General features: G+C 36.9%; 30 protein-coding genes and 1 pseudogene. All 31 read right to left on the reverse strand.

Going from position 1 to position 25823, the window contains the following annotated elements:
* Positions 1 to 39: 39 nt before the first annotated feature.
* Entirely contained in the window at positions 40 to 1362 is a 1323-nt protein-coding gene (locus RRY75_RS01145) for a uracil-xanthine permease family protein (RefSeq protein ID WP_332490650.1), read from the reverse strand.
* 24 nt (positions 1363 to 1386) lie between these two features.
* Positions 1387 to 1917, reverse strand: a complete 531-nt coding sequence (pyrR, locus tag RRY75_RS01150; protein WP_332490649.1) for a bifunctional pyr operon transcriptional regulator/uracil phosphoribosyltransferase PyrR — start codon at positions 1915 to 1917, stop codon at positions 1387 to 1389.
* A 340-nt stretch (positions 1918 to 2257) separates the two neighbouring features.
* Positions 2258 to 3169, reverse strand: coding sequence for an RluA family pseudouridine synthase (locus RRY75_RS01155; protein WP_332490647.1), 912 nt, complete (start codon positions 3167 to 3169; stop codon positions 2258 to 2260).
* A 5-nt stretch (positions 3170 to 3174) separates the two neighbouring features.
* Positions 3175 to 3669: a signal peptidase II gene (gene lspA, locus RRY75_RS01160; protein WP_332490645.1), complete on the reverse strand. Its 495-nt coding sequence runs from the start codon at positions 3667 to 3669 to the stop codon at positions 3175 to 3177.
* A gap of 35 nt (positions 3670 to 3704) precedes the next feature.
* Positions 3705 to 4787 carry a 3-dehydroquinate synthase gene (aroB, locus tag RRY75_RS01165; RefSeq protein ID WP_332490644.1) on the reverse strand — a complete coding sequence of 361 codons (1083 nt, stop codon included), beginning with the start codon at positions 4785 to 4787 and terminating at the stop codon, positions 3705 to 3707.
* 2 nt (positions 4788 to 4789) lie between these two features.
* Positions 4790 to 5362 (reverse strand): DivIVA domain-containing protein, encoded by a 573-nt coding sequence (locus tag RRY75_RS01170; protein WP_332490642.1) that lies wholly within the window; start codon positions 5360 to 5362, stop codon positions 4790 to 4792.
* A gap of 12 nt (positions 5363 to 5374) precedes the next feature.
* Positions 5375 to 6145 carry a YlmH family RNA-binding protein gene (locus RRY75_RS01175; RefSeq protein ID WP_332490640.1) on the reverse strand — a complete coding sequence of 257 codons (771 nt, stop codon included), beginning with the start codon at positions 6143 to 6145 and terminating at the stop codon, positions 5375 to 5377.
* 32 nt (positions 6146 to 6177) lie between these two features.
* Complete coding sequence (locus RRY75_RS01180; RefSeq protein ID WP_332490638.1) at positions 6178 to 6645, reverse strand: cell division protein SepF; 468 nt, start codon at positions 6643 to 6645, stop codon at positions 6178 to 6180.
* 33 nt (positions 6646 to 6678) lie between these two features.
* Positions 6679 to 7368: a YggS family pyridoxal phosphate-dependent enzyme gene (locus RRY75_RS01185; RefSeq protein ID WP_332490636.1), complete on the reverse strand. Its 690-nt coding sequence runs from the start codon at positions 7366 to 7368 to the stop codon at positions 6679 to 6681.
* An 11-nt stretch (positions 7369 to 7379) separates the two neighbouring features.
* A complete protein-coding gene (locus RRY75_RS01190) occupies positions 7380 to 9323 on the reverse strand; it encodes an HlyD family efflux transporter periplasmic adaptor subunit (protein ID WP_332490634.1) in 1944 nt (647 codons plus the stop codon).
* 118 nt (positions 9324 to 9441) lie between these two features.
* A complete protein-coding gene (gene spoIVA / locus RRY75_RS01195; RefSeq protein ID WP_332490632.1) occupies positions 9442 to 10920 on the reverse strand; it encodes a stage IV sporulation protein A in 1479 nt (492 codons plus the stop codon).
* Between the two features lie 76 nt (positions 10921 to 10996).
* A complete protein-coding gene (locus RRY75_RS01200) occupies positions 10997 to 11992 on the reverse strand; it encodes an NAD(P)H-dependent glycerol-3-phosphate dehydrogenase (protein WP_332527141.1) in 996 nt (331 codons plus the stop codon).
* Between the two features lie 11 nt (positions 11993 to 12003).
* Positions 12004 to 12612 carry a glycerol-3-phosphate 1-O-acyltransferase PlsY gene (plsY, locus tag RRY75_RS01205; RefSeq protein ID WP_332490628.1) on the reverse strand — a complete coding sequence of 203 codons (609 nt, stop codon included), beginning with the start codon at positions 12610 to 12612 and terminating at the stop codon, positions 12004 to 12006.
* A 2-nt stretch (positions 12613 to 12614) separates the two neighbouring features.
* Entirely contained in the window at positions 12615 to 13943 is a 1329-nt protein-coding gene (gene der, locus RRY75_RS01210; RefSeq protein WP_332490626.1) for a ribosome biogenesis GTPase Der, read from the reverse strand.
* Positions 13940 to 15283: a DUF512 domain-containing protein gene (locus tag RRY75_RS01215; RefSeq protein ID WP_332490624.1), complete on the reverse strand. Its 1344-nt coding sequence runs from the start codon at positions 15281 to 15283 to the stop codon at positions 13940 to 13942. Before RRY75_RS01215 ends, der begins: the two co-directional genes overlap by 4 nt.
* A gap of 12 nt (positions 15284 to 15295) precedes the next feature.
* On the reverse strand, positions 15296 to 16117 hold the full coding sequence (pgeF, locus tag RRY75_RS01220) for a peptidoglycan editing factor PgeF (RefSeq protein ID WP_332490623.1): 822 nt from the start codon (positions 16115 to 16117) through the stop codon (positions 15296 to 15298).
* Positions 16118 to 16129: 12 nt separating this feature from the next.
* Complete coding sequence (locus RRY75_RS01225; protein WP_332490621.1) at positions 16130 to 16498, reverse strand: YraN family protein; 369 nt, start codon at positions 16496 to 16498, stop codon at positions 16130 to 16132.
* A 25-nt stretch (positions 16499 to 16523) separates the two neighbouring features.
* A pseudogene (locus RRY75_RS01230) lies at positions 16524 to 16691 on the reverse strand (EscU/YscU/HrcU family type III secretion system export apparatus switch protein); the annotation flags it as partial.
* A 406-nt stretch (positions 16692 to 17097) separates the two neighbouring features.
* Entirely contained in the window at positions 17098 to 17874 is a 777-nt protein-coding gene (locus RRY75_RS01235) for a ribonuclease HII (protein ID WP_332490619.1), read from the reverse strand.
* On the reverse strand, positions 17874 to 18401 hold the full coding sequence (gene lepB / locus RRY75_RS01240) for a signal peptidase I (RefSeq protein ID WP_332490618.1): 528 nt from the start codon (positions 18399 to 18401) through the stop codon (positions 17874 to 17876). Before lepB (RRY75_RS01240) ends, RRY75_RS01235 begins: the two co-directional genes overlap by 1 nt.
* Positions 18402 to 18433: 32 nt before the next feature.
* Positions 18434 to 18961 (reverse strand): signal peptidase I, encoded by a 528-nt coding sequence (lepB, locus tag RRY75_RS01245; protein WP_332490616.1) that lies wholly within the window; start codon positions 18959 to 18961, stop codon positions 18434 to 18436.
* Positions 18962 to 18966: 5 nt separating this feature from the next.
* Positions 18967 to 19833 carry a ribosome biogenesis GTPase YlqF gene (gene ylqF / locus RRY75_RS01250; protein ID WP_332490615.1) on the reverse strand — a complete coding sequence of 289 codons (867 nt, stop codon included), beginning with the start codon at positions 19831 to 19833 and terminating at the stop codon, positions 18967 to 18969.
* Positions 19834 to 19863: 30 nt separating this feature from the next.
* A complete protein-coding gene (gene lepB / locus RRY75_RS01255) occupies positions 19864 to 20400 on the reverse strand; it encodes a signal peptidase I (protein WP_332490613.1) in 537 nt (178 codons plus the stop codon).
* A gap of 72 nt (positions 20401 to 20472) precedes the next feature.
* Positions 20473 to 20817 (reverse strand): 50S ribosomal protein L19, encoded by a 345-nt coding sequence (gene rplS, locus RRY75_RS01260; RefSeq protein WP_332490611.1) that lies wholly within the window; start codon positions 20815 to 20817, stop codon positions 20473 to 20475.
* Between the two features lie 91 nt (positions 20818 to 20908).
* On the reverse strand, positions 20909 to 21655 hold the full coding sequence (trmD, locus tag RRY75_RS01265) for a tRNA (guanosine(37)-N1)-methyltransferase TrmD (RefSeq protein ID WP_332490609.1): 747 nt from the start codon (positions 21653 to 21655) through the stop codon (positions 20909 to 20911).
* Positions 21652 to 22161 carry a ribosome maturation factor RimM gene (rimM, locus tag RRY75_RS01270; RefSeq protein WP_332490607.1) on the reverse strand — a complete coding sequence of 170 codons (510 nt, stop codon included), beginning with the start codon at positions 22159 to 22161 and terminating at the stop codon, positions 21652 to 21654. Before rimM ends, trmD begins: the two co-directional genes overlap by 4 nt.
* 210 nt (positions 22162 to 22371) lie before the next feature.
* On the reverse strand, positions 22372 to 22602 hold the full coding sequence (locus tag RRY75_RS01275) for a KH domain-containing protein (RefSeq protein WP_332490605.1): 231 nt from the start codon (positions 22600 to 22602) through the stop codon (positions 22372 to 22374).
* A 25-nt stretch (positions 22603 to 22627) separates the two neighbouring features.
* The gene (gene rpsP / locus RRY75_RS01280) at positions 22628 to 22873 is read right to left on the reverse strand and encodes a 30S ribosomal protein S16 (protein ID WP_332490603.1); all 246 of its coding nucleotides are present in this window, start codon (positions 22871 to 22873) and stop codon (positions 22628 to 22630) included.
* A gap of 40 nt (positions 22874 to 22913) precedes the next feature.
* Positions 22914 to 24251 carry a signal recognition particle protein gene (gene ffh / locus RRY75_RS01285; RefSeq protein WP_332490602.1) on the reverse strand — a complete coding sequence of 446 codons (1338 nt, stop codon included), beginning with the start codon at positions 24249 to 24251 and terminating at the stop codon, positions 22914 to 22916.
* A 14-nt stretch (positions 24252 to 24265) separates the two neighbouring features.
* Positions 24266 to 24619, reverse strand: a complete 354-nt coding sequence (gene ylxM, locus RRY75_RS01290; protein WP_332490600.1) for a YlxM family DNA-binding protein — start codon at positions 24617 to 24619, stop codon at positions 24266 to 24268.
* 80 nt (positions 24620 to 24699) lie between these two features.
* Positions 24700 to 25823: signal recognition particle-docking protein FtsY (ftsY, locus tag RRY75_RS01295; protein WP_332715437.1), on the reverse strand; the 1124-nt coding region annotated here is incomplete at its 5' end.

Below are 25823 nucleotides of genomic sequence, written 5' to 3' on the forward strand. Positions count from 1 at the left end.
CCTAGTATAACACTATTTTTACCCTAGTATAACATTATCTTATAAATCTTGTGGTAAGAGCTTATTAAGGATGACCCCTAATAAAGCTGCCACTGCAAGCCCAGAAATTGTGATTGTTCCCCAAATCGGTACATCAGATACCCCAATACCTACTACAAAGATTACGGCTGCTATGAGTAAGTTACGACTATGTTTGAAGTCTAACTGCTCTTCAACTACGGTGCGTACACCTACTGCAGCAATCATACCGAAAAGTATGATACTAATACCACCCATTACAGCTCCAGGAATAGTCTGAACGATTGCTGTAAATTTGCCACATAAACTAAGTCCAATAGCAAAACAAGCAGCAATACGAATAATTTTAGGATCATATACTTTAGTTACTGCAAGTACACCTGTATTTTCACCATAAGTTGTATTTGCCGGCCCACCTAAAAGTGCTGCTACAATAGTTGCTAGACCATCTCCTAAAAGGGTGCGATGTACGCCTGGATCTTTAAAGAAGTCCTTGCCTACTACAGCACCATTTGTTGTAATATCCCCAATATGCTCAATGAATACAACAAGTGCAATAGGTGCAATAGCTAAAATCCCTACTAATGCATCTGCATTAAACACTGGAAGTGTTGTTAAATCTTTCATTGCTGCATCTGAAAGTCCAAGCCAACTCGCTTCAATGATTGGTTGTGTATCTACCATCCCCATTGCTAAACATACAACATAACCAAGAACAACTGCAATAAGAATTGGAATCATTTTAAAGAAGCCACGCGCCCATATTGAAATAGCAATGACAACAGATACCACTAAAAGTGCTACAAGTACTTTGCTAAAATCCAAAGGTAAAGTAATTGACATACTACGAATCACTTCAATAGGTAAATCCGCAGGAATTCCCGCCGGTAAGTTTGCTAAAAGGTTTGCATCTGTTCCATCTACACGAAGCATATTAATAGCTGTTGGGCTAAGTCTAAGTCCAATGACCATAATCATAGGTCCAACTACAATAGGAGGGAAGAAAGATTTAACTTTTTCTACCCCAGCAAGTTTAATAACACCTGCCATCATCACATACACTAAACCTGTTGCAATAATCCCTGTTTTTACCACACCTATGCCATACTGTGAAAGCACCAAACTAATCGCACTAATAAATGCAAAGCTTGAGCCTAAAAACACTGGAACGACACCTTTTGTCACTGAATGGAACATCAGTGTTCCAATCCCTGCTGCTAAAATAGCGATACCAGGGTTTAATCCTGTAAGCATCGGTACAAGTACTGTTGCACCAAACATCGCAAGTACATGTTGTAACCCCAGTACAAGTTTCTTCCCTGTCGAAATTTTTTCCATCTCCATCATTATCCCTCCGCTAAATATCTTTTATTTTGTCTCTAATAAAACGTGATTCTCCCCGTCGATCTCTTGAAGGCGTACATGTACAATTTCTTTTTTAGAGGTTGGTATATTCTTACCAATAAAGTCTGGGCGAATAGGTAATTCACGGTGTCCACGGTCAATAAGTGTTGCCAGTTTAATATAACTTGGTCTGCCAAGGTCCATTACGGCATCCATTGCTGCACGTACTGTACGCCCTGTATAGATAACATCATCTACTAAAATAACTGTTTTATCATTAATATCATGTACGTTGTTATCTCCTGCTACAGGCTGAACATATTTTTTCTCTAAATCATCTCTATAGAACGCAATATTAATTTTTTCTACAGGAACTTCTACTTCTTCAATTTGCTTAATCTTTTCTGCTAGCCTATACGCTAGTGGTACGCCTCTTGTTTCAATCCCTACAAGAATAATATCTTTTGCACCTTTATTAGCTTCAATAATTTCGTGTGCAATACGTGTTAATGCACGATTCATCGCTGTTTCATCTAATAATGTTTTGTAAACCATTGTCTTCCTCCTTTTATATTTCATTTAGGATATCATTTTGTGGCTTTTCTTGTGTATCTACCTTATAAACTTATGTTTCAATAGCTTCGTAAAGTGATACACTTTGTTATTTTCTTAATGCCAGCGGGGAGTCCTTCCCTTGCACTTTTTATGTTTTAGCAGGTTGAACCTTTTGAAACATAAAAAAGCTTCTTATGGATAGTGTCCATAAGAAGCTTTTAAGATATACGTGACCAAAACAGCACAAATATTTTGCACCATTTGAATAAACTTATAATACGATCAGTACATCCTTGTTAGCCTCCCGGACTACTCTTAAAGGATTACATTTTGTAGCCTATCACATTTTTCTAAGTTTGTCAAGAGTTGTGCTAAACACTTCAGGCAATTCACTGTTAAATTCTACATATTCACCTGTTGTAGGATGCTCAAAGCCTAACACTTTTGCATGAAGCATTTGTTTATTGAGCCCCCATATCGTCTTAGTTGGTCCATATACAGGGTCTCCTAACAAAGGATGTCCAATACTTGTCATATGCACACGAATTTGATGGGTACGTCCTGTATAAAGGGTTAGCTCCACATAAGCAAATTGCTTAAACTGCTCAATCACTCGGTACTCTGTTTTTGCATAACGCCCATCTTGTACAATAGCCATCTTTTTGCGGTCTTTAGGCGATCTTCCAAGTGGTTTTTCAATCTCTCCTTCAGTTTCTTTAAAGTTCCCATACACAATGGCATGATAACGTCTTGTAATATGGTGATCTTTTAATAAATTTGAAAGGGCCAAATGAGCCTTATCATTTTTAGCAACCATCAGGAGACCCGATGTATCTTTATCGATACGATGGACGATACCTGGACGAATCTCACCATTAATCCCTGAAAGGCCGTCTTTACAATGGTATAGCAGTGCATTGACTAAAGTCCCTGTATAATTACCTGGTGCTGGATGCACAACCATATCTTGAGGTTTATTGACAATAATCACATCATCATCTTCATACACGAGATTAATTTGGATATCTTCTGGCAAAATATCTACTTCTATAGGTGCCGGAATCGTAATCGCAATTTCATCTCCCACTTTTACTTTATATCTAGCCGGTTGTACTTTACCATTTACTGTGATGCGTTCTTCTTCTATTTGCTTTTGTAAAAAAGAACGCGTAAAGTCTTCTAATGCTTGGTCTAAATATTTGTCTAATCTTAATCCGCCTTCTACTACTTGTAAAGTCATTTCTTCATTCATGTTGTCTAATCCTCGTTGTTTACTTTTTTAACAGCCTCTAACTCCAAGTCCCCAAAGAGTAGAATCGGAAAGAGTAGAATAACCCCTCCTACTACACACATATCTGCTACATTGAATACTGGAAAATCAATTAAAGAAAAATAAATCATATCTCGCACATATTGAATAAATACGCGGTCTATTAAATTTCCAACAGCCCCACTCACTACTAAAACAAGGGCTACCTTCATCCATATCCCTGCTTTGTTCTCAGGAATAGAACGCCAATACCATAAAATAACACCCAATACCACAGCTGTAATGAGTACGAATAGCCAAACCTTACCCTGCATCATGCCAAAAGCAGCCCCTCTATTTTCTACATAAGTAAGCTCCAATACGCCTGGCCATATTTCAATATTAGGCTTTGTCCCACCTTGAAAATAATTAACCGTCCAAATTTTCGTTAGCTGATCTAATAAAACTAATAACGCAATACTAATAGGTGCAATAAATTTCATCTTACTCTTCCTTTCTTTTCATAAGAAAAACGTGCTTATTGGCACGTTTCTTGAGTATATATAAGCGCTTGTCTCATTTCATCTTCTGTTACATCTTTTATAATGTCTACCTGACCTATATCATAAATCAGAATAAAAGGCACTTGTCCATAGGATTTCTTTTTATCGAATACAACATGCGCTACAACTTTATCCAACTCTATATTTTGAAGCGGTTGCAGTAAGTGATAGTCATCACAAAGGCTTTTTATTGTCTCTAAGGTAGTCTGTGTGCACAGACCACGCTTAAAGCTAATCCATGCTGCCATAACCATACCATATGCTACACATTCACCATGCAAAATAGTAAAGTTAGAAACTGTCTCTAATGCATGCCCCAGTGTATGTCCGAAGTTCAAAATCTTTCTTAGTCCCATTTCACGTGTATCAGCTTCTACTACACGACACTTAACCAGACAAGATGCGTAGGTCATCTCTTCCAAAGCTTCTAAGTCCTGTGCTAGTATTTTATCCCTTTTTTCTAAGAGATAATCATATAATGCCTTATTTTTAATAAAGGCATGTTTTAAAACTTCTGCTAAACCAGAAAGCACTTCTCTTTCTGGAAGGGTTTTTAAAGTAGCTAAATTGGTATACACAAGGCTAGGTTGATAGAATGCACCAATCATATTCTTATGCATTAAATAGTCTACACCCACCTTGCCTCCCATGCTGCTATCATTTTGTGAGACAACAGTGGTTGGTATTTGAACAAAAGGAATCCCTCTCATATAACTAGATGCTATAAATCCTGCTAAGTCTCCTACCACACCGCCACCAAGCGCCACAATTAGGCTACTCCTATCCATTTGGTATTCAATGAATGTATCATAAATAGGCGTCACAGTTCCTAAATGCTTAGACTGTTCCCCAGCTTCAAAAACAGTGCTATAAATCGGTGCAATACCTTTAAGCTTTTCACATACTTGCTCTAAATAGAGTGGTGCTACATGGCTATCTGTAATGATCATAATACAACTAGGCCTTGTTACTTCTAAAACTGCATCTGCTAAACCTTCAAAATCAAAAGTCAGTACAATAGGATAAGGTCTTGTAGATGTTTTTTCTAATCTTTTCATTTTTAGTCCTCATCATTTAAAAGTGTAAATTCTTTTGTAAAGAAGTCTTCATCCTCTTCTTTCGTTGCAGCTGCTTCTTCTACCACTTTATCCAACTTTATAGGTAATCCAATTTCCTCTGTTATGACTGTAATGTTTTGTTGTTCTAATATTTCAAGCTGCGCTTGGAGCATTTGTTTAACTTGAACCTTCATGGCTAAAAACTGCTTTTTCAACTCTTCTCTTTTATTACTCAAAGCATAGATATCTTGCTTGGCTTGTTCAAGAATACTTTCAGCTTTTTGTTCTGCTTCTTTTTTGATTTGGTCAGCCTTTTCATAAGCTAAGGTTTTGGTATCTTGTGCTGTCTTTTCAGCTAGCACTAATGCATTTTGAATGGTGGCTTCCATTGTACGGTAATATTGAATGTTTTCATTAAGCATATTGAGCTTATCTTTAAGTTCATAGTTTTCTTTTGTAAGTTGTTGGTAACCTTCTAAAACTTCATCTAAAAACTCGTTGACTTCAACTACATGATAGCCACCCATTCTAGCTTTTTTAAACTCTTTATTTTGAATATCCACTGGTGATAACATTTGATGAACCCCCTATATATATTTTTCTATTATAAGATGCATACGATCCTTTTTAGTGTAACCCTTAAGCTCGGCTACTCGCATTTTACCATAGCCTCTTAAAGTTCCTGTATCCCCAACCTTCATTAATTGGCTAGACTTGACTGCCATACCATTGACTTTTCCACGTTCTTGGTCAATCAGCTTCACCACTTCACTCCGTGAAACACCAAAGGCTAATGCAAAGATTGCATCCACTCTAAGAGAAGGTACCGTCCCTGTTATTGTTTTTGTCTCTAGTTTAGGAATCATCATGGCTTCAAATGGTATAGGTTCTATAATTATTTTTTGATAACGACCAATCCCTGTTAAATGAACAGCTATAAAATCCCCTATCTCGCGTTCTACAATAACATAAGCGCCAAAATCAGTTGAAATAATATCACCTATTGTCTCCCTTTTAATGCCTAGTCCTAAGAGCGCCCCTAAAAAATCACGGTGTCCAAGCGGCTTACCAATACCTGTTTTAACAGTTACCTTCAAGGCTACGATGGGACAATCCATATAAGATGCCTCATAGCCAAAGGCAAGTACTTGTCGCTCTGCGTACGAATGCCCCCCTAAAAAAGTATAAGCTTCTAGCTGTGCCCATAAACCATGGCGTTGAAGCACTTCTTCCATCCAGTCCCTATTATAAAAAGCTGTAGCCAGCATACGATACTGACTACTTGACTTTTCATTGTATTCAGTCACCATCTTTAGGAAGTGTTTTTCGTCCTGGTCGGCTATATTCATCCAATTCATCTTGTCGTATTCCTTTAAGGTTCAACTGCTACTTAAGCAGTTGGCCAAATATTTTTTTGTTTAATGACTTCTGGAGTAATATTTACACTTTCAGGTGCAAATATATAAATTTGATCAGTAATACATTCTACGGCACCGTTTAAGGCATAGCATGCACCGGTTAAATAGTCTACCGCCCTTTGCACTTCCCCTGGTGTAAGATTTTTCATGTTAACAATGATTGGCTTTCTATTTTTAATATAAGCGGCTACTTCCCCTGTCATTTCATAGTTAGACATCGTAAAATTTAAAATTTCCATTTTGTCTTTAGTTGGTGCTGGTGTGACAGGTGCCAGTCTTGGCTGAACGGGTGGCATACTTAAATTAGATGCCGGTCTTGGTCTTGGTTGCACAGGTTCTTGTACTGTGCTTGAGTGTGTTTCTTCAAACTCCTCATCTTCATCTTCAAAATCTTCGTTGGAGAAAATAAGGTCTTTCATTTTAGTCATTAGTGTTTTCATCGCATACGCCTCCCTCAAATTGATGAATATTCTTTATTTATTGTAATCGCGTGCTCCAAAAAGAGCTGTCCCAATACGTACATGGGTAGCCCCTTCTTCGATAGCGACTTCATAATCATTGCTCATACCCATCGATAGTACACTTGTACTTATATTATCAATGTTTTGTTTTTGGATGTCAACTGATAAGTTATAAAGTGCTCTAAAGATTGCACGGTTTTCCTCTGGATTTTCTACATAAGGTGCCACTGTCATAAATCCTCTAAGTCGTACATGGGATAACTTGCTTATTTCTTGCACAAGCTCTAAAACATCTTCTACAAATATTCCCTGTTTAGAATCTTCTTTAGCCACATTTACTTCAATTAATATAGAAGTAATCACCTCTTTTTTAACAGACTCTTTTTGAATCTCTTTTGCCAACTTCAAACTGTCTACAGAATGAATAAGTGCGACTTGCCCTACGACATACTTCACCTTGTTGGTTTGTAGATGTCCAATAAGGTGCCACTGAAGTGGTACTTCTATACTTTCTATTTTCCCCATCAATTCTTGAACCTTATTTTCCCCAAAGTGCGTACAACCGAGTTGGTAAGCTTCTTCAATAGCTTCTTTAGGATAGGTTTTGGAAACAGCGATTAATGTCACTGCTTCCTTGGGACGTCCGCTTTTCTTTGCACTTGCTTCTATTTGTTTATGAATACTTTCTAATGCTACTTTCATTTCATCACCTTTTATTCATTTTGAACATTCATGTATTTAAGTAATTGATCTTCCCTAATATTTTTAGGATTAGAGATGATTTGGTCAAATTCTTTAAGCTTATTTTCTTTATTACTTTTCAAAATCGCATATTCATCGTTGACCATTTGGATGGCAATTCGTTTAAACTGCGCAAATTGTCCATTGACTACGTATACTCCTTGTACTGTTTCCATCTCAGAAACGGTATAGGCCTCTTTTTGTTCAGGATGAGCAAGTACTGTTCCTAGCCCTACCCCTTGTAGTTGTTCAATCTGTTGCATGATGTAAACATTTTCTTCATCATCATACTGAATATTAATTGGGGTAAACACATTGGTTTGTCCCTGTGTTCTAAGTACCCCTTTTTCAGAACCTTGCTCTACAATATAAGTCTTTGGAATAGTTAATATATTCTTTTCTATAATTGCTTTAGTTGGAATTTTAATACCCTCTGCTTTATTTTGACCAATACTAAAAGCAACTTGACGGTTATTTAGAAAATCTACTAAATATTCGTTAGAGCTTAGGACAAGCTGTGTTTTTTCCCCTCCCTCTTTGCTTTCTAACTTAAAGCGTACACATTCGCGTTTAGTATTGTCAAAATACAAGTCATAATATTTACCGACTTCATAACTTAATGCATCATCGCTATCTACATAGGTAAGAATTTTCCACTTATCTGCCGTAATGATTTTATAAAGTGGTGTACTCGCTTCTGTCTGTAGCGGAGGCATAGTCACTTCAAACTGCTTTAAGCTTCCTATAATCGCCTTGTAATTTTCATAAGTCATGCCTTCTAAGGCTTCTTGCCCTAAACTTTTCTCATAGCCATCTAAACTATAAGATACAATTCCACTAAGAGGTGCCTTCAAGGCAGCTTGATTATTCTTCAAACTCTCAAGTACTTCTGTACGTGCACCTTTTAACCCCTCTGTAGCCTTGGAATCATCTTGGACATACAGTGCTGTACGCTCTTCAATAGTCTTGTCTAAAGATTGTCTTAAAGCATATACACTCTTAGGGTTTTCCCAATACTTACTGTCTACAAAATTAGCCATTTCCATTTTTAGTATATCATTGACTTGCTTCACATCGGTTTGATAGTAAGATAAGTCGCTACGTTTATCTTGTTTATTGTAGAGTGTATCATCAATGGTGTACAATTGTTTCTTTAAAGCTTCTATTTCAGCACTTTTGGCAACAAGACACACACTGCCATCTTTTGCAACTTTCTCACTTTCCCCAACAATATAGTGAACATCTCCTGTTTTACTACTTTCATACACTTTCTCTTCTCTAAAAATGACCCCATTATAAAGATTTGAATTATCAATCATGCCCCGTTGAACTGTCTGATAAGAAACTGATGGATACATAAAAAAGTCAACCGCGCGTATACCGGCATAACTCATAAACATGACCATAATCATAATCATTGCAGTCTTCTTAACCATACGTTTCTTACGGCGTTTGGCTTGCTGCTGGGCTTGCTTTCTTGTCACCTTATTCTTATTGCGAAGCTCTGCCTTACGTTGTTCAGGTGTTTGTGTTTCTATAGGCTTTTGATAACCATAATTGGACTCTGATGTGTAAGGTTGATTGGATCCATTATATGTAGATTGACTATACGGATTTTGACTTGGTGTATGATTTTGATACGGATTTTGCCCAGAAGACGACCTAGGTGTATAGGCTTCCTCATAAGGGTTTGTATAGGATGCTTTGCTACTAGATGTATATTGTTTACGATATGGATGAGTCGTTTCTCTACTTTGTACCGGCTGTTGCTCACTTCCATATGGATTATAGTAGTTACGCTTTTTACTGCGATATTCATCTAAGTTATAAGTTCCTTTGCCTTCATTATTGGAATAACCATTGGGCGAATGCTTTTGTGTCTTTCTCTTTTCATTTTTTGTCTTTGTTTTTTTCATTTGCTCACTTCCAATATTTTCTTTAATAGTATCATCATATAATGGATTGTTTAATCTTGCAAGAGTTTGGCTACTTTGCTCAATAAAAAAAAGGCACACTGTGCCTTTTAAAGTCGTCTTATAGTAAAATGCAAATGAGTCCGCCATTACCCTCATTAATAATTTTTTGAAGGGTTTCTTGAAGCTTAGATTGTGCATCTTCTGGCATACGATACAATTTATTTTGTAGACCTTCATTCACAAGTTCATGAAGGGTTTTACCAAAGATGTTAGACTCCCAAATCTTAGATGGGTCTGTCTCAAATTCACTCATCATATAGTTAAGCAACTCTTCACTTTGTTTCTCTGTACCCACTGTTGGAGAAACTTCTGTTTGAATACTCGCTTTAATAATATGATAACTAGGTGCACTCGCTTTAAGTTTAACCCCAAAGCTGTTACCTTGTTTAACAATTTCAGGTGCCTCTAAAGTCAATTCATCAAATACAGGTGCTACCACGCCATAACCTTTTTGTTTGACTTCATTAAGGGCATAAGCCACTTTATCATATTCACGTTTTGTATCTGCTAACTCTTTAATCAACGTCATAAGCTCATGGTCGCCACTGATTTCCATACCCGTTGTCTCTGAAAGCACGCGATAGAATAACTCATCCGTAGTGTTTACATCAATTTTGACAATACCTTCACCTAACCTAATTTTTTCTAAATATACATTTTTGATAAAGTCTAAGTCTTTAAATTGCTCTAAACTTTGTTTAATTTGACGGATATTTTCAAGTGGATAAATAACTTCTTTAATATAGTCTACCCATTGCTTTTTGAGCCAATGCTCATTTTCCAATGTCTCAATCCATTTAGGAAGCATAAATTGCACTTCATTTAAAGGGAACTCATAAAGCACTTTTTCAAGCAAGTTATTAATGTCATCCACCTTCATTTGGGCAACATCCATAGGAAGTACAGGTACATCATACTCTCTTGATAAGTTTGCTGTTTCCTCTAACACTTCTGGTGCATAAGGTCTCTTGGTGTTGTACACAACAATAAAAGGCTTTCCTATCTTTTTAAGTTCGTTGATAGCACGTTCTTCAGCCTCTATGTAATTGTTACGAGCAATCTGTGTAAAACTTCCATCTGTTGTCACGACTACGCCAATAGTTGCATGGTTATTAATAACTTTTTTAGTTCCAATTTCAGCTGCTTGCATAAAAGGAATTTCCTCTTCAAACCATGGCGTTTTAACCATACGAGGTACATTGTTGTACATATGTCCTTCTGCTTCTGGAATCATATAACCTACACAATCTACAAGACGTACACTTACATCAAAGTCTCCACCAATTGTGATATTTACTGCTTCATTAGGAATAAATTTAGGTTCCGTCGTTGTAATAACTTTTCCATCTCCACTTTGTGGCAATTCATCTTGTGCACGACCTTTGCTGTATTCGTTGTCAATGTTAGGAATAACAAGGGCTTCCATAAAGCGTTTAATAAAAGTAGATTTTCCTGTACGTACAGGACCTACCACGCCTAAGTAGATATCGCCATTTGTTCTTTCTGAAATATCTCTGTAGATATCGTAATATTCCATAAAAAAAACGCCTCCTCTATTTAAAATGTATGGGTACATTAAAATATATGTGAGAAGACGTAAGATATACCACTCTTTAATCAAAACTCTCCATTTTTTTATCGCGACACATCAGTTTGGTTACAACTTCACCAATGGATGCATTTTCAAAGAGTCCTTCATAAATTGCTTCAATGATTGGCATTTCAATATGATATTTTTTCATTAAGGCATAAGCCCCTTGTGTAGTCGGTACCCCTTCTACAACCATGTTTACTTTTTGGATTGCTTCATCTAGCGTATAGCCTTGCCCAATGAGTTCACCGCATCTACGGTTACGACTATGCCCACTCATACAAGTTACAATTAAGTCACCTATTCCTGTTAGGCCACCAAAAGTATTTGGATTCCCACCCATAGCAACACCAAGTCTCGCTATTTCTGTAATCCCTCTTGTAATAAGTGCCGCCTTAGAATTATCCCCGTAACCTAGACCTTCTGCTATACCTGCAGCCAAGGCAATAACATTTTTCAAAGCACCACCTAGTTCTACACCCATAATATCTGGATTTGTATACACTCTAAAGTAGCTTGTCATAAACAGATCCTGTATATGTTCTGCATTCACCATACATTCACTACTTGCTACAACAGCTGTTGGCATATGCCTTGCCACTTCTTCTGCATGGCTTGGTCCAGATAATACAACCACTTTATTAGGAATAACAGATTCAATCACTTGTGAAAGTGTAAACAATGTCTCGAACTCTATACCTTTTGACACATTGACAACTATTGTTTCAGAACTTAAATAAGGTTCAATAGCCTCTGCTGTGGCACGAATTGCCTTCGAGGGCACTGCCATAACAACAACATCTTTTTCCTCTACACACTCTTCATATTCTGTCGTGAAGTGAATTTCTAGAGGAATTTTAATGCCTGGCAAACAACGCTTGTTCTCCCTATAAGTAAGTAACTCATCTTTTTCTTTTTTATCATAGCACCATACTGTAACGTCATGACCTTTTTCGTTTAATAATAAACCAAGTGCCAATCCCCAGCTTCCAGCTCCAAGTACACCTATTTTTTGCACAGTTTTTCCTCCTATTTCTTACTTCCAAGTTTGGCTTCTGTTCCATTCATAAGTCTTATGATATTTGCCTTATGTCTATAGGCCGTAATCGCTGCAATCACCGCTCCAAGTACCACAATCTCTACGATATTAGGTGCACCTTTATAAAAAACATAAAGTAAAACGGGAATAAAACCTGTTAAGAGCAATGAACTCAATGAAACAATACGTGTAAGCCATGCACTCACGATAAAGATCAAACTGACAATAAGTCCAATACGCATATCAATGAAATAAATTGCACCTACTGTTACTGCGATGCCTTTTCCACCTTTAAACTTGAAAAATAGAGGATAGCTATGTCCAATGATGGCACCAATACCTGCATAAAGCCCAGCTAAAGGTGTCATCTGCGGAAAGAGTAGCCAACTCGCAATGATTACAGCAAGAACTGCTTTTAATATATCGCCTAAAAATACAATCAATGCAGCTTTCTTACCTAATACACGTAAAGTATTTGTTGCCCCCGCATTGCCACTTCCATGCTCACGGATTTCAATGCCTTTAAATCTTCCATATAAAATAGCTGTTTGTATGCCCCCAAGCAAATAGCCCAGACCAAGTGCGATAAGTCTGTACATGATTATTCATCCTTCTTTCCTTTTTCTCTAACGATACAGCGGATTGGTGTACCTTTAAATCCAAAAGCTTCACGCAATTGGTTTTCAATATATCTTAAATAAGAGAAGTGCATAAGCTCTTTATCGTTTACAAAGAGTACAAATGTTGGTGGTTTAACACTTACTTGTGTCATGTAGAATATTTTAAGTGCTTTACCTTTGTCTGATGGTGGTTGGTTCATTGCTGTTGCTTCATAAAGTACATCATTAAGTAAACCTGTACTAATACGAAGGGTTTGATTTTGTGCAATCGTGTGGATTGTATCAAATAACTTACCAATACGTTGACCTGAAAGTGCTGAAATAAACATACATGGTGCATATTGCATATAAGCTAATGTATTTGTAATGTCTTTTAAGTACGCATTCATTGTTTTATCATTTTTTTCAATAGCATCCCATTTATTGACAACAACGATACACCCTTTACCTGCTTCATGAGCAATACCCGCAATTTTTGTATCTTGTTCTGTAATACCTTCATTGGCATCAATCATAATAAGTACAATATCTGCACGCTCTACTGCTGCTACTGTACGAATAATACTGTACTTTTCAATAGCTTCTGTAACTTTCTTACGTTTCCTAAGTCCTGCTGTATCAATAAGTACATATTTTTGGTCGTCAATAGTCACTTCTGTATCTACAGAGTCACGTGTTGTTCCTGCAATATCACTTACAATAACGCGCTCTTCTCCACAAATTTTATTAACTAGTGAAGATTTACCAACGTTCGGTTTACCAATGATGGCAACCTTAATTGCTTCTTCTTCCTCTTCTTCTTCTGCACCATTTGGGAAGTGTTCTACGATAGCATCTAACATATCTCCTAAGTTAAGAGGTTGTCCAGCTGAAATTGGCACTGGATCACCAAGTCCTAAGTTATAGAACTCATAAATTCCCATTGTTTGTGTTTGCATATCATCTACTTTATTTACAACAAGTACAACAGGTTTGTGAGATTTTCTAAGCATGTTAGCAACGTGCATATCTGAATCTGTAAGTCCTGTTTTAACATCTACTAAAAATACAATAACATCTGCTGAAGCAATCGCAGCTTCTGCTTGTCTTCGCATCTGAGAAAGAATAATATCATTACTTTCTGGCTCGATACCACCTGTATCAATCATTGTGAATCTGTAATTTAACCATTCTACATCTGCATAAATTCTGTCACGTGTTACCCCTGGTGTGTCGTCTACAATAGAAATTCTAGCCTTTGCTAGTCTATTAAACAACGTAGATTTTCCTACGTTTGGTCTTCCTATAATTGCAACTATTGGTTTACTCATTTTATTTCTCCTTTTGCATGTAAAATCTTATCTAGCCATTCTTGTCCTTCATTCGGCATTACGAGAACCGGAATCCCTATTTCATCTCTCAGTTGATCTACTGTATAGTCATCTAAAAAGACTTCTTCACCATATTTTAACATATTCTCAGCAATTAGCAAAACTTTCCCTATGTTTTGTTTAGATTTTAAACTCTTTACGATGTCTTGTCCTGTCAAAAGTCCAGTTACAGTCACGTATTCTCCAAAATATTCATTCACTATAGGATAGACATGAATCGTAAGGTTTGGAAACTTTTCTTTTATCTTTGCTACACATTTTTTCATAAAGTGTTCGGTAATACAACCTGTAGCAATAGCACACTCAAAATCTTTTTGATCGCCTACTACTTTGCTTAATGCCTTTTCTAGTTCATACTCAAATTTAGTAAGCATACCTACCCCATTGTCTAAAACTGGGAAGCCTTCATACTCCTCATATTCAAGTTGTGGCATTTGGCCTGTAATATAGAACTCATCTGCTGCAAAGACAAAACGTGTGCCCATTTTTTCTAAGTAATACTTTTGCCACTTGCCAATGACTCCAACCACTTCACGGGCTGAGACTTCATCAAAAGATTTTAAGTAAGGTAAGTGCTCTCTAAACTTAGATACCCCTACAGGTACAACTGTAAGTGATAAAATATTAGGAATAAACTGGCTCAAATCTTGTATCGTTTGGTCAAGCACCTTGCCATCATTGAGTCCTGGACAAAGCACAATTTGCCCATTGATTTGAATACCATTGTCCACTAATTCTTTAAGTTGGTCCATAATAGCACCTGCAAAGCGGTTATGAAGCATATCTGTTCTCACCTTAGGATCCGTTGCATGAATGGATACATTGAGAGGTGAAAGACGATACTTGGTCATACGCTCTTTGTCATAATCTGAGATATTAGTGAGTGTAATGTAATTGCCATTGAGGAAAGACATACGCCAGTCATCATCTTTAAAATAAACGGTCTCACGCATATTAGGCGGTAACTGGTCAATGAAGCAGAACTTACATTTGTTACGACATCTTAAAAGTTCATCCATAAGTTCTGTTTCAAAAACGAGACCTAAATCTTCGCCATAATCTTTTTCAATTTCAAGCTCCCAAATTTCTCCGTTAGCCTTTTCCACGGCTACTTCTATTTCTTCATCACTAAGTAAAAAGCGATAATCAAAAACGTCTTGAATACGCTCACCATTAATGGCTAGGAGCTTATCGCCTTTTTCAATCTCCAGTTCTTGTGCAATACTATCTTCTAGTACTTCTATTATTAAGTGGGGTTTATACGCTGTACGATTTTTCAATTTCTTCAACTCCTATTTTAAGTACATAAAAGCACCTAACGTTCCACGTTTCCCTTTTGTTTTGCGATGTGAGAAAAACGTATCACTTTCGCAACACGTACACATCTCAGCCTTAGCAATCTGATTAGGTTTTATACCTATTTTTTCTAAACTGTAGGCGTTACATCTCCATAAATCAATATGATATTTACCATTTGTATCATTTTTCACAATGAAAGGTTGTTCACCAAAATGCTTCAAAAATTCATCTGCTACATCAGCATGAACTTCAAAACAGCAAGGGCCTATAGAAGGTCCAATGCCTACTTCTATTTCTTCTAGCGGAACGTGATGTCTCTCATGCCATCTATTTATCATTTTTCTGCCAATTTCGTTGACAGTCCCACGCCAACCTGCATGGGCCATACCAATCATACCATACTTTTTTGCATAAAAAAACAGTGGAACGCAATCTGCATAGTGAGTAACTAGTGTAAGCCCCTTATCTTTTGTATAAATACCATCGACACTTTCCCATTTATTAGGCCTTACAATACCATTTCCTGCATCCTCTAAAGTGACTTCTTCTATACATGTTTCATGGGCCTGTCTTGAAAGCACCATATGCTGGATGTCAGATCCTAGAAGGTGAGCTACACGCTTATAATTTTCCATCACATTTTCTTTTTCATCCTCACGATTAAAACCTAAGTTTAAACTCTCACACTCACCTGTACTCACCCCCCCAAGCTTTGTTGAGAAGCAATGCACCATATAGGGATCCCCTTCCCATTGTTTAAAAACAACATGAGGCAATATACCCTCTTTATAACTTGCACCATAGCTTTCTTTCATCTCTATTCCTCCTTAAAATGCAGCCTTCAAATGGGTGAGTTGCTCCCCTAATATTTCAACTACATCAAACCGACACGCTACTTCTGTCTTGTAGTGCGTCATTATGTAGTAATGGGCCACATGCAAAATTCTCTTCTTTTTATAATAGTTGACACTTTCTCTAGGTAGACCACATTTAGTGGAATGACGATATTTAATTTCAATAAAAACTAAATAGTTCTCATCTTGTCCTATAATGTCTATTTCTCCTAAGCGACAACGATAATTTCTCTCTAAAATATGATATCCTAATTGTTCTAAGTAGTCACTGGCTACTTGCTCATAAAAACTACCTACTTGCCTATTATTTTGTCTGGCTTGACGCTTTTTTATAGAGTTCATCTAAATCACTTACAAACACCAAAATTTAAGCCATAATATCATACAACTCCTCTGGTATTTGAGCTCCTATCCCAATTTCTGTTAAAAGTGTAGCCAGTTTCTCATCTTTATAAACGGGTATATTTTGTTTCTTGGCTTCTTCTAAAATATTTTCTGCCACATAGCCTTGTCCTTCTGCTATAACAATCGGTGCACTTCCTTTAGTAAGATCCTAACTAACGGCTGCAGCACGTTTTAAGTTTTTTTCATCGTAGTCCCTCCTTATTAAATACTTTTAGGATTGAGGTTTATCTCGCCCTGCTTCAGTATATCCAGGAGCGGTTCTAACGCGCTTTCTCCTTTTATCCCACCTTTTCCCTTGCTCTTTCGCTAAAACTCTACTATATAGCTTAATACTCGTTTCTACGCAAGTTTGTAATTTTCCATCTTTTTATTCTCTACTTTTATAAGTGTGCCCTCTAGCCTATCTCCTTTATGTCGGTGATTGATAAAGTCAGGTCTAGATGTAGATAATGCTGCCTTAGCTTATTCAGTTAAGGCAGCATATGATGTGAGCGTGTTTGAAAATCTGTTTCCTTTTAAATGTGCTTGATTGGTCACTAAAATCCCTCATTTTTCAAAAATGATTTACGATGCAGTGGTGTAATCCCATAAGTACGGATGCCATTGTAGTGGGCATTGCTTCCGTACCCTTTATTACTCTCCCAGTCATAGTGTGGGTAAGTTTGAGCATAGTCTTTCATCATACGGTCTCTTGTTACTTTGGCTATAATACTTGCAGCTGCAATAGCTGCACTTTTATCATCACCTTTAATCACAGCATGTTGAAGTGTGTCTACACCTTTAATCAGCTTATCACCATCTACTAGAACCACATCTACCGCTTCTGGAATCTGACTTAATGCAAGACACATGGCTTTAAAAGTTGCTTGTAAGATGTTAATTTCATCAATTTCAGGTGCTTCTACAATACCGACTCCTATGTAAAGCGCTTTTGCCTTAATTTCATCGTAAAGTGCTTCTCTTTTTTCTTCGGCTATTTTCTTAGAATCTTTAACCCCTAATAACTGACAGTCTTTGGGTAATACCACTGCACAAGCTACAACTGGACCTGCGAGTGGCCCTCTTCCTACTTCATCAATCCCCACAAGCACTTTTTCATCCCCACTAAAAGTTTCATCAAAGTAAAGCTTATCCGCCCATTCTGCTTTCAACTTTTCCTGTGTTTCTATTTGCTTTTTATATTTTTGGCAAAGTTTAAGCACGCTTGCACGTGTATCCGTCTCATAAGCGCCTATAAGTGAAAGAAGCGCCTCAGAAGAAGCGCTTTTAAATTCCAACTCTATTGCTTTTACTGTTTTTTTCATTTCATTCATTATTTCAGTGCTCCTATCGTATCAAAAGGATAAATTCTAAAGCCACCAATAGCAATAATCTTTTCTCCTTCTACGGCTCCAAATACACGACTATCTGCACTTTCTTCTCGGTTATCTCCCATCATCCAATAGCTTCCTTCAGGTACAGTATAGGGAAACTCAATATCGCTCCAAGAAAAAGGATAGGTTGTATGCTCATATCTTACATAACTAGACTCATCAATGGCTTCACCATTCACATACACATCCCCATCTATGAGGTCCACCGTGTCACCACCTGTAGCAATAAGACGCTTCACAAGTCGATCTCCATCTTCATAGAAAATGACAATTTCACCTATTTTAGGTGATCGGCCATAGGCTGTAAAAGGACTCACCACTAAGTGATCCTTTTGCATAATCGTTGGAATCATAGACCCACTTGGAACTTCTGTATGCATAGCAACAAATCGAATGACTAAAAGGGCTGCTAAAAGAGCTACCAATAAATCTTTACTAAAGTCTAATATATTTCTTAACTTTTGCATGACTAAGCCTTCTTTCTTTTCATTTTATCCACTTATTTCAAAACACCTATAAATTGAAAAGGAAAAATTTTGTAAGCTCCTATTGCAATAATCGCATCTTGTGAAATCGCTCCAAAAATACGACTATCTGCACTTCCTTCTCGATTATCTCCCATCATGAAATAATAGCCCTCTGGCACAGTATAAGGAAACTCTACATCACTTCCTGCATATTCTCTTGTACCGTTATAAGTATGTATATAAGCTGATTCATCTATTTCTTCATTATTAATATAGACTCTGCCCTCTTTTAAGTCAATGACATCCTGAGGCGCTGCAATCACACGCTTGATTAGGTTCTCCCCTCCATATTCAAACACAACAATTTCGCCTTTTTTAGGTAATCTATAATAACTTGGAATCAAATTTACGATTAAATGATCTCCTGGTACAATGGTGGGCACCATTGAAGCAGAAGGAATCCTTGTATGCATCATTAAAAACTGAGAAATAAGAAGGGCACACAATACAGCAAGTAGTGGCTCCTTCATAAGTTCTAATAAACTTCTAATTTTTTTCAATCGTCTCAGTCCTCTCTTATGAGGTCTGATGGAGATTCAACAGTAATTTTGCCTAGCTTTCCACTTCTAAATTCATCTAAAACAACAAGTGAAGTTCTTGTCTCATCTACATCTCCACCAGGCACAATAAAGCCACGTTTTTTACCTATTGTCATAAGTATATCATAGCCTGTCATCTCTGGTAAGATTTCAACTTTATAACGCTCTTCTAATTTATTTTTATAGCGTAGTGCTGCAAACTCCAAAAAGTACATAGCAAGTTCACGTGAGTCTACGATTTCATCCTTAATTGACCCTATGAAAGCTAATTTCTTAGCCACTTCTTGATCTTCAAACTTTGGCCACAAAATCCCTGGCATATCTAAAAGTTCAAATCCTTTTTTAATTTTAACCCATTGTTTCCCACGCGTTACACCTGGTTTATCACCTGTTTTAGTAGAGCCTTTCCCTACAAGTGAGTTAATAAAAGTAGATTTTCCTACGTTTGGAATCCCTACAATCATGGCACGAATTGGACGGTAAATACGACCTCTTGCCTTATCACGCTCAATTTTTTCTCTAAGCATTTCTTCAGCAGCTGCTGTTACTTCTTTAAGTCCTTTTCCTGATGTCGCAACAATTTCGATTACCTTTACATCAGCACTACTATACCACTTGCTCCATTCTTTCACAACGTTTGGATCAGCAAGGTCACTTTTATTTAAAATAATAAGGCGCATTTTGCCTTTTGTTAACTTATCAATATCAGGATTTTTTGTACTATATGGTGCACGTGCGTCAAGTAATTCAATGACAATATCTACAAGTTTAACATTCTCCTCTATGAGACGTCTTGTTTTTGTCATATGACCTGGATACCACTGTATTTGCATATTTTTCACCTTTATTTCTATAAGATATATTTATTTTAAAAATGGATTTTGCCAAAAGGGCCATACTCTTAAATCAATACGTCCAATCATTTGATCCCTTTGCACACATCCAATATAATTAAACCGACTGTCAATACTGCTATTGTAATTATCACCTAAAACAAAATAGGCGTCTTCTGCCAGTATAAGGGGGTACTTTATATCACCTCTATGCATCATAGCATTTTCTGTTGGATAATTGATAGGGGTGCCGTTAACGTAAAGCCTTCCATCCTTATAATCAATAAGGTCACCTGGTACACCTATAATACGCTTGACAACAGGTGTTGTCACATTACTTGTATAAAATCCTATAATATCCCCTCTTTTAGGCATTCCTATTTTATAGACTAACTTATTAATAATGACCATATGATTGTTCTCTAAAAGGGGCGCCATAGATGTCCCTTGTACTTTCAAATTTTGCACTAAGAAAGTATTCATGACAACAACAACAATCACCGCGATGGTTAAGTCTTTCAAGAAACCTAAGAGTTGGTCATACTTTCTACTCTTTGGATCTTTCATCACTGGATTTCTCTCATTTCTATACACAAAAAGGGACTTAAAAAGTCCCTTTTTATTTTATTAATTGTGTTCTTACTTAATTAATTCTTTAACTTTAGCATTTTTACCAACGCGGTCACGTAAGTAGTTAAGTTTAGCACGTCTTACTTTACCACGACGAATTACTTCGATTTTTTCAAGAAGTGGTGAATGAACTGGCCATGTTTTTTCAACACCAACACCGTAAGAAATTCTTCTTACTGTGAAGTTTTCACGAGCGCCACCATTTTGTCTTTTTAATACGATCCCTTCGAACATTTGGATACGTTCTCTTTGACCCTCTTTGATACGAGCGTAAACACGTACTGTGTCACCTACGTTAAATGGTGTTACTTCTCTAATTTGTTCGTTTTCAATTGCTCTGATAATTTCGTTCATGTGTATTCTCCTTTAATCTGAGGCGTTCATTACCTAAATATACAGGCAGAGGACCGTCCGTAATAACTCTAGGCAATTATAGCATGTCTTTCTAGGATTTGCAACGATTTTTTGCATATTCCTGAATAAAGCTTTTTTCTTTTTGTGTTAAATTTGCTTTTTTTAATAAGTCTGGTCGCTTATTAAAAGTGTTAATAATAGACATTTCTCGTCTATAAGTTGCAATTTTTTGATGATTCCCTGATAAAAGGACTTCTGGTACAGGTTGATCCCTATAAACAGCGGGTCTTGTATAGTGAGGATACTCAAGGAGTCCCTCTGAAAAACTTTCATCTTGGAAGGATTCAGCCTTTCCTAATACACCAGGAACAAGGCGGCTAATGCTGTCTGCTACAACAAGTGCCGCAAGCTCTCCACCTGTTAAGACATAGTCCCCGATAGAAACTTCTTGTGTCACAATAGCATCTAGTGCACGTTGGTCAATTCCCTCATAGTGTCCACATAAAAGAACAATATGCGCTTCACTACTCAAAGCTTCTGCCATATGCTGTTGCCATGGCTTACCTTGTGGTGACATATAAAGCACTTGACTTGGTGCTACCTCTGTATTTGCCACAATGTGGTCATAACAAGCACACACAGGGTCTGCCATCATCAGCATCCCCGCACCACCACCATATGGATAATCATCTACCTGTAGATGTTTATTATTTGCAAAATCACGAATATTAACCGCTTCAATTTCAATCAACCCATTTTGTCTTGCACGTCCTAAAATACTACACTTCACTGCATCTTCGATCATCTCTGGAAACAGTGTCATAATGGTAATTTTCATGACAAATCTTCCAACCCTTCTAAAAGGTGTACAATCATTTGTCTATTAGCAATGTCTACTTTTAAAATACATTGCTTAATTGCTGGAATCAAAATTTCTTTTTGGGCGCTTTGTACAACATACACGTCATTGCTTCCTGTTACAAGAATATCTGTAAGCTCTCCCAGGTCACGCCCCTCTTCTGTGATTACTTGGATTCCATATAAGTCACATTGATAGTATTCATCTTCTTTTAAAGGTAAGGCATCTTTACGATTGATTTTAAGTGTACTATTTTTAAGTAGTTCTGCCTCATCCATTGTATCGATCCCTTTAAATTTTAAAAGTACGAAATTTTTATGGTAACGTACTGTTTCAATTTCTTTTGTAATTTCTGTACGATTTTGTACAATAATTTCTTTAAGTTTTCCAAAACGCTTCACATCATCTGTAGAAGGTAGTACACGTACTTCTCCTTTTACGCCATGTGTGTTAACAATTTTTCCGATAGTAAACATTTGTTCCATTATTCTAGTTCCTTTCTATTGGTTCTTAACCACTCACTATAAAGGCTCAATGAGAGACTTTTTAGTCAATTTCTAAGAACTATGTATTCATTCTATTACAAAGTATACCCGCTGTCTTGATTTATTAAAACCCATCGTTGAGACTTTCTAAGGCTTAAAGGTCCTTGTAAAAATTCTGTATATAATAAATAGGTTAGGGAATCCCCTAACCTATTCACTAATTTCAACAACCACTTTCTTATTTGAAGAGACTGTTGCTGACTTTACAATGGTACGGATTGCTTTCGCAATCTTTCCTTGCTTTCCGATGATTTTACCCATATCACTTGGGGCTACTTTTAGTTCTAGAATTACTGCATTCTCGTCTTCGCGTTGTGACACAGAAACTTCTTCTGGAAAGTCGACCAATTGTTTGGCGATCACTTCAACTAAACTTTTCATCGGATAACCTCCATACAGGCGTTAATTACATTTCTACGCCAGATTTTTTAAGTAAAGTTTTAACTGTATCTGTTGGTTGAGCACCATTTGCTAGCCATTTTTCAACAGCTTCTTTGTTTACGCTTAATTCATTTGGTTCTTGACATGGGTTGAAGAAACCTACTTCTTCGATGAAACGACCATCTCTTGGTGAACGAGAATCTGCTACTACGATTCTATAAAAAGGAGCTTTCTTTGCACCTAATCTTTTTAAACGAATTTTTACTGCCATGTGTGTTACCTCCTAAGGTTATTAAAAATATTTTATTTATTTACATAAAAGGTAGTTTAAATTTATTACCTTTTTTGCCTTTCATCATGCCTGAAAACTGTTTCATCATTGTTTGCATTTGTTCAAACTGTTTGATGAGACGATTAACTTCTTGAAGATCACGCCCACTTCCTGCTGCAATACGTTTCTTACGAGACATATTAATAATTGTTGGATTTTGACGTTCTTCCTTGGTCATGGATAAAATAATGGCTTCAATGTATGCGAGTTGCTTATCATCTACATTAATATCGCCCATCTTAGCTGTGTTCATTCCTGGTAACATCCCAAGAATTTGGTTAAGTGGTCCCATTTTTTTTATTTGACGCATTTGATCTAAGAAGTCATCAAAGTTAAATTCAGCTTTCCTAAATTTAGCTTCTAGCTCTTTAGCTTTTTCTTCATCATAATTTTCTTGTGCTTTCTCAATTAAAGTGAGGACATCGCCCATTCCTAAAATACGAGAAGCCATACGCTCTGGATGGAAGGGTTCTAAATCACTAAGCTTTTCACCCATACCTGCGTATTTGATTGGTTTATTAGTTACAGCCTTAACAGATAACGCTGCACCACCTCTGTTATCACTATCAAGCTTAGTCATAACAATACCATCGATGCCTAATGCTTCATTAAAAGATTCTGCTACGTTAACAGCATCTTGCCCTGTCATCGCATCTACAACCAATAAGATTTCTCTTGGTTTAACTTCTGCTTTAATGAATTTTAGCTCGTCCATAAGCACTTCGTCAATATGTAGACGACCTGCTGTATCTAAAAGGACTACATCATAATTATTTTCTCTTGCATGGGCCATTCCCGCTTTTGCAATATCTACCGGGTTATGGTCTGTACCTAAAGAAAATACTGGAACATTAACTTGCTTACCTACTTTCATAAGCTGGTCAATAGCGGCTGGACGATACACGTCACATCCTACTAATAAAGGTCTTTTCCCTTGTGATTTAATAAGGGCAGCTAGCTTTCCACTTGTTGTGGTTTTACCAGCACCTTGAAGACCGACCATCATAATTGGTGTAATACCCTTTGAAGCAAAAGCAATTTTGCTTTGAGCGCCACCCATTAATGCAACAAGTTCATCATTAACAATCTTGATTACTTGTTGCCCTGGTGTTAAACTTTCTAACACCTCTGTGCCTACTGCACGTTCTTCTATAGTTTTAATAAATTGTTTAACGACTTTGAAGTTAACATCTGCTTCTAAAAGGGCAAGTTTAACTTCTCTCAATGCCATTTTTACATCTTTGTCGCTAAGTTTCCCTTTACTTTTAAGCTGTTTAAAAACTTCTTGTAATTTGGTTGATAATTGATCAAAGGCCATTTTCGGAAGTCCTCCTACATTTCACTTGACAATTGTTCAAGAAGTGCAATGGCTTCTTGCAATTGCTTTTCTTTTTCTGTTTCACCACTTGGTGAAAATTGTTTAAGTTTATCTTTTACTTCTGTAAGAATCTTTTCCTGTGTGACGTATTTTGTCCATAAGCCTAACTTGCTCTCAAGATCAAGCATCTTGTGCTCAGCTTTCTTAATGGTGTCAAAAACGCTTTGGCGGCTAATATTGTAGGTTGTGGCGAGTTCACCGAGCGATAAATCGTCAAAATAGTAACGCATCAGTAAGTCACGTTGTTTGTCTGTGAGTAGTGACTCATAAAAATCATATAAATAACTAACTTCAACAAACTTCTCCATACAACACCCCCTAGCTGTCAGCCTCTTTTGCTTTACAGATGAATTATAAAGAATAACTTATAGTTTGTCAACTCTATTTTTTATTTCTGTTGAAATAATGCTGCTGCAAAGGCTACAGGGTCAAACGGTTGAAGGTCATCTATCTTCTCACCTACACCTATATATTTAACAGGTACATTTAAGTTTTCACAAATCCCTACAACAGCCCCGCCTTTTGCAGTTCCATCGAGTTTTGTCAAAATGATGCCATCTACACTTGCAACTTCTTTAAATACTTTTACTTGAGAGATGGCATTTTGACCTGTTGTAGCATCTAATACAATCAGCACTTCTTTGTGTGCTTCTGGGTATTCACGTTCAATGATACGCCCCATCTTTTCAAGTTCTTTCATTAAATTCGTTTTATTTTGAAGACGCCCTGCTGTATCACAGATGAGTAAATCACATTTTCTAGATTTAGCGGCCTTAATGCCATCGTAGACAACGGCTGCTGGATCTGAGCCTTCTTCATGTTTAATAAGTGGTGTCTGGGAACGATCTGCCCAAATTTGAAGTTGCTCAATAGCCGCTGCACGGAAAGTATCTGCTGCTGCTAAAACAACATTTTTACCTTCATCTTTAAATTGATAAGCAAGTTTCCCAATTGTTGTTGTTTTACCTACACCGTTTACACCAATCACTAAAATAACATTAGGCTTGCCTTCTTCAATAAGTGGTTTCCATTCATGTGCAGTTAAAATGCCTGTAATAATATCTTGTAGTGCTTGTTTTAAATCATTAGGCTCTGTAATTTTTTCAACTTTAACTTTTTCACGAAGTTTTGCCATAATGTTCATGGTTGTCTCTACACCAAAGTCAGCCATAATTAAGGCTTCTTCTAACTCTTCGTATAAATCTTCATCGATTTTTTTAAAACCTTTTAGTACATCATCTACTGCACCTAAAAATTGGTCACGTGTTTTAGTTAGTCCACTAAACAACTTAGAGAAGAGGCCCTGTTTCTTAGGTGCTTCTTCTGTACTTTCCGCTTGCTTAGCTTCCTCTGCTACTCTTGCAGCTTCTGCTTGTTTAGCTTCTTCTACTATTCTTGCGGCTTCCGCTTGTTTAGCTTCCGCTGCTACTCTTGCGGCTTCCGCTTGTTTAGCTTCTTCTGCTACTCTTGCAGCTTCTGCTTGTTTAGCTTCTTCTACTATTCTTGCGGCTT

It is taken from the genome of Niameybacter sp. (assembly GCF_036655075.1).
Taxonomy (GTDB): Bacteria; Bacillota; Clostridia; order Lachnospirales; family Cellulosilyticaceae; genus Holtiella.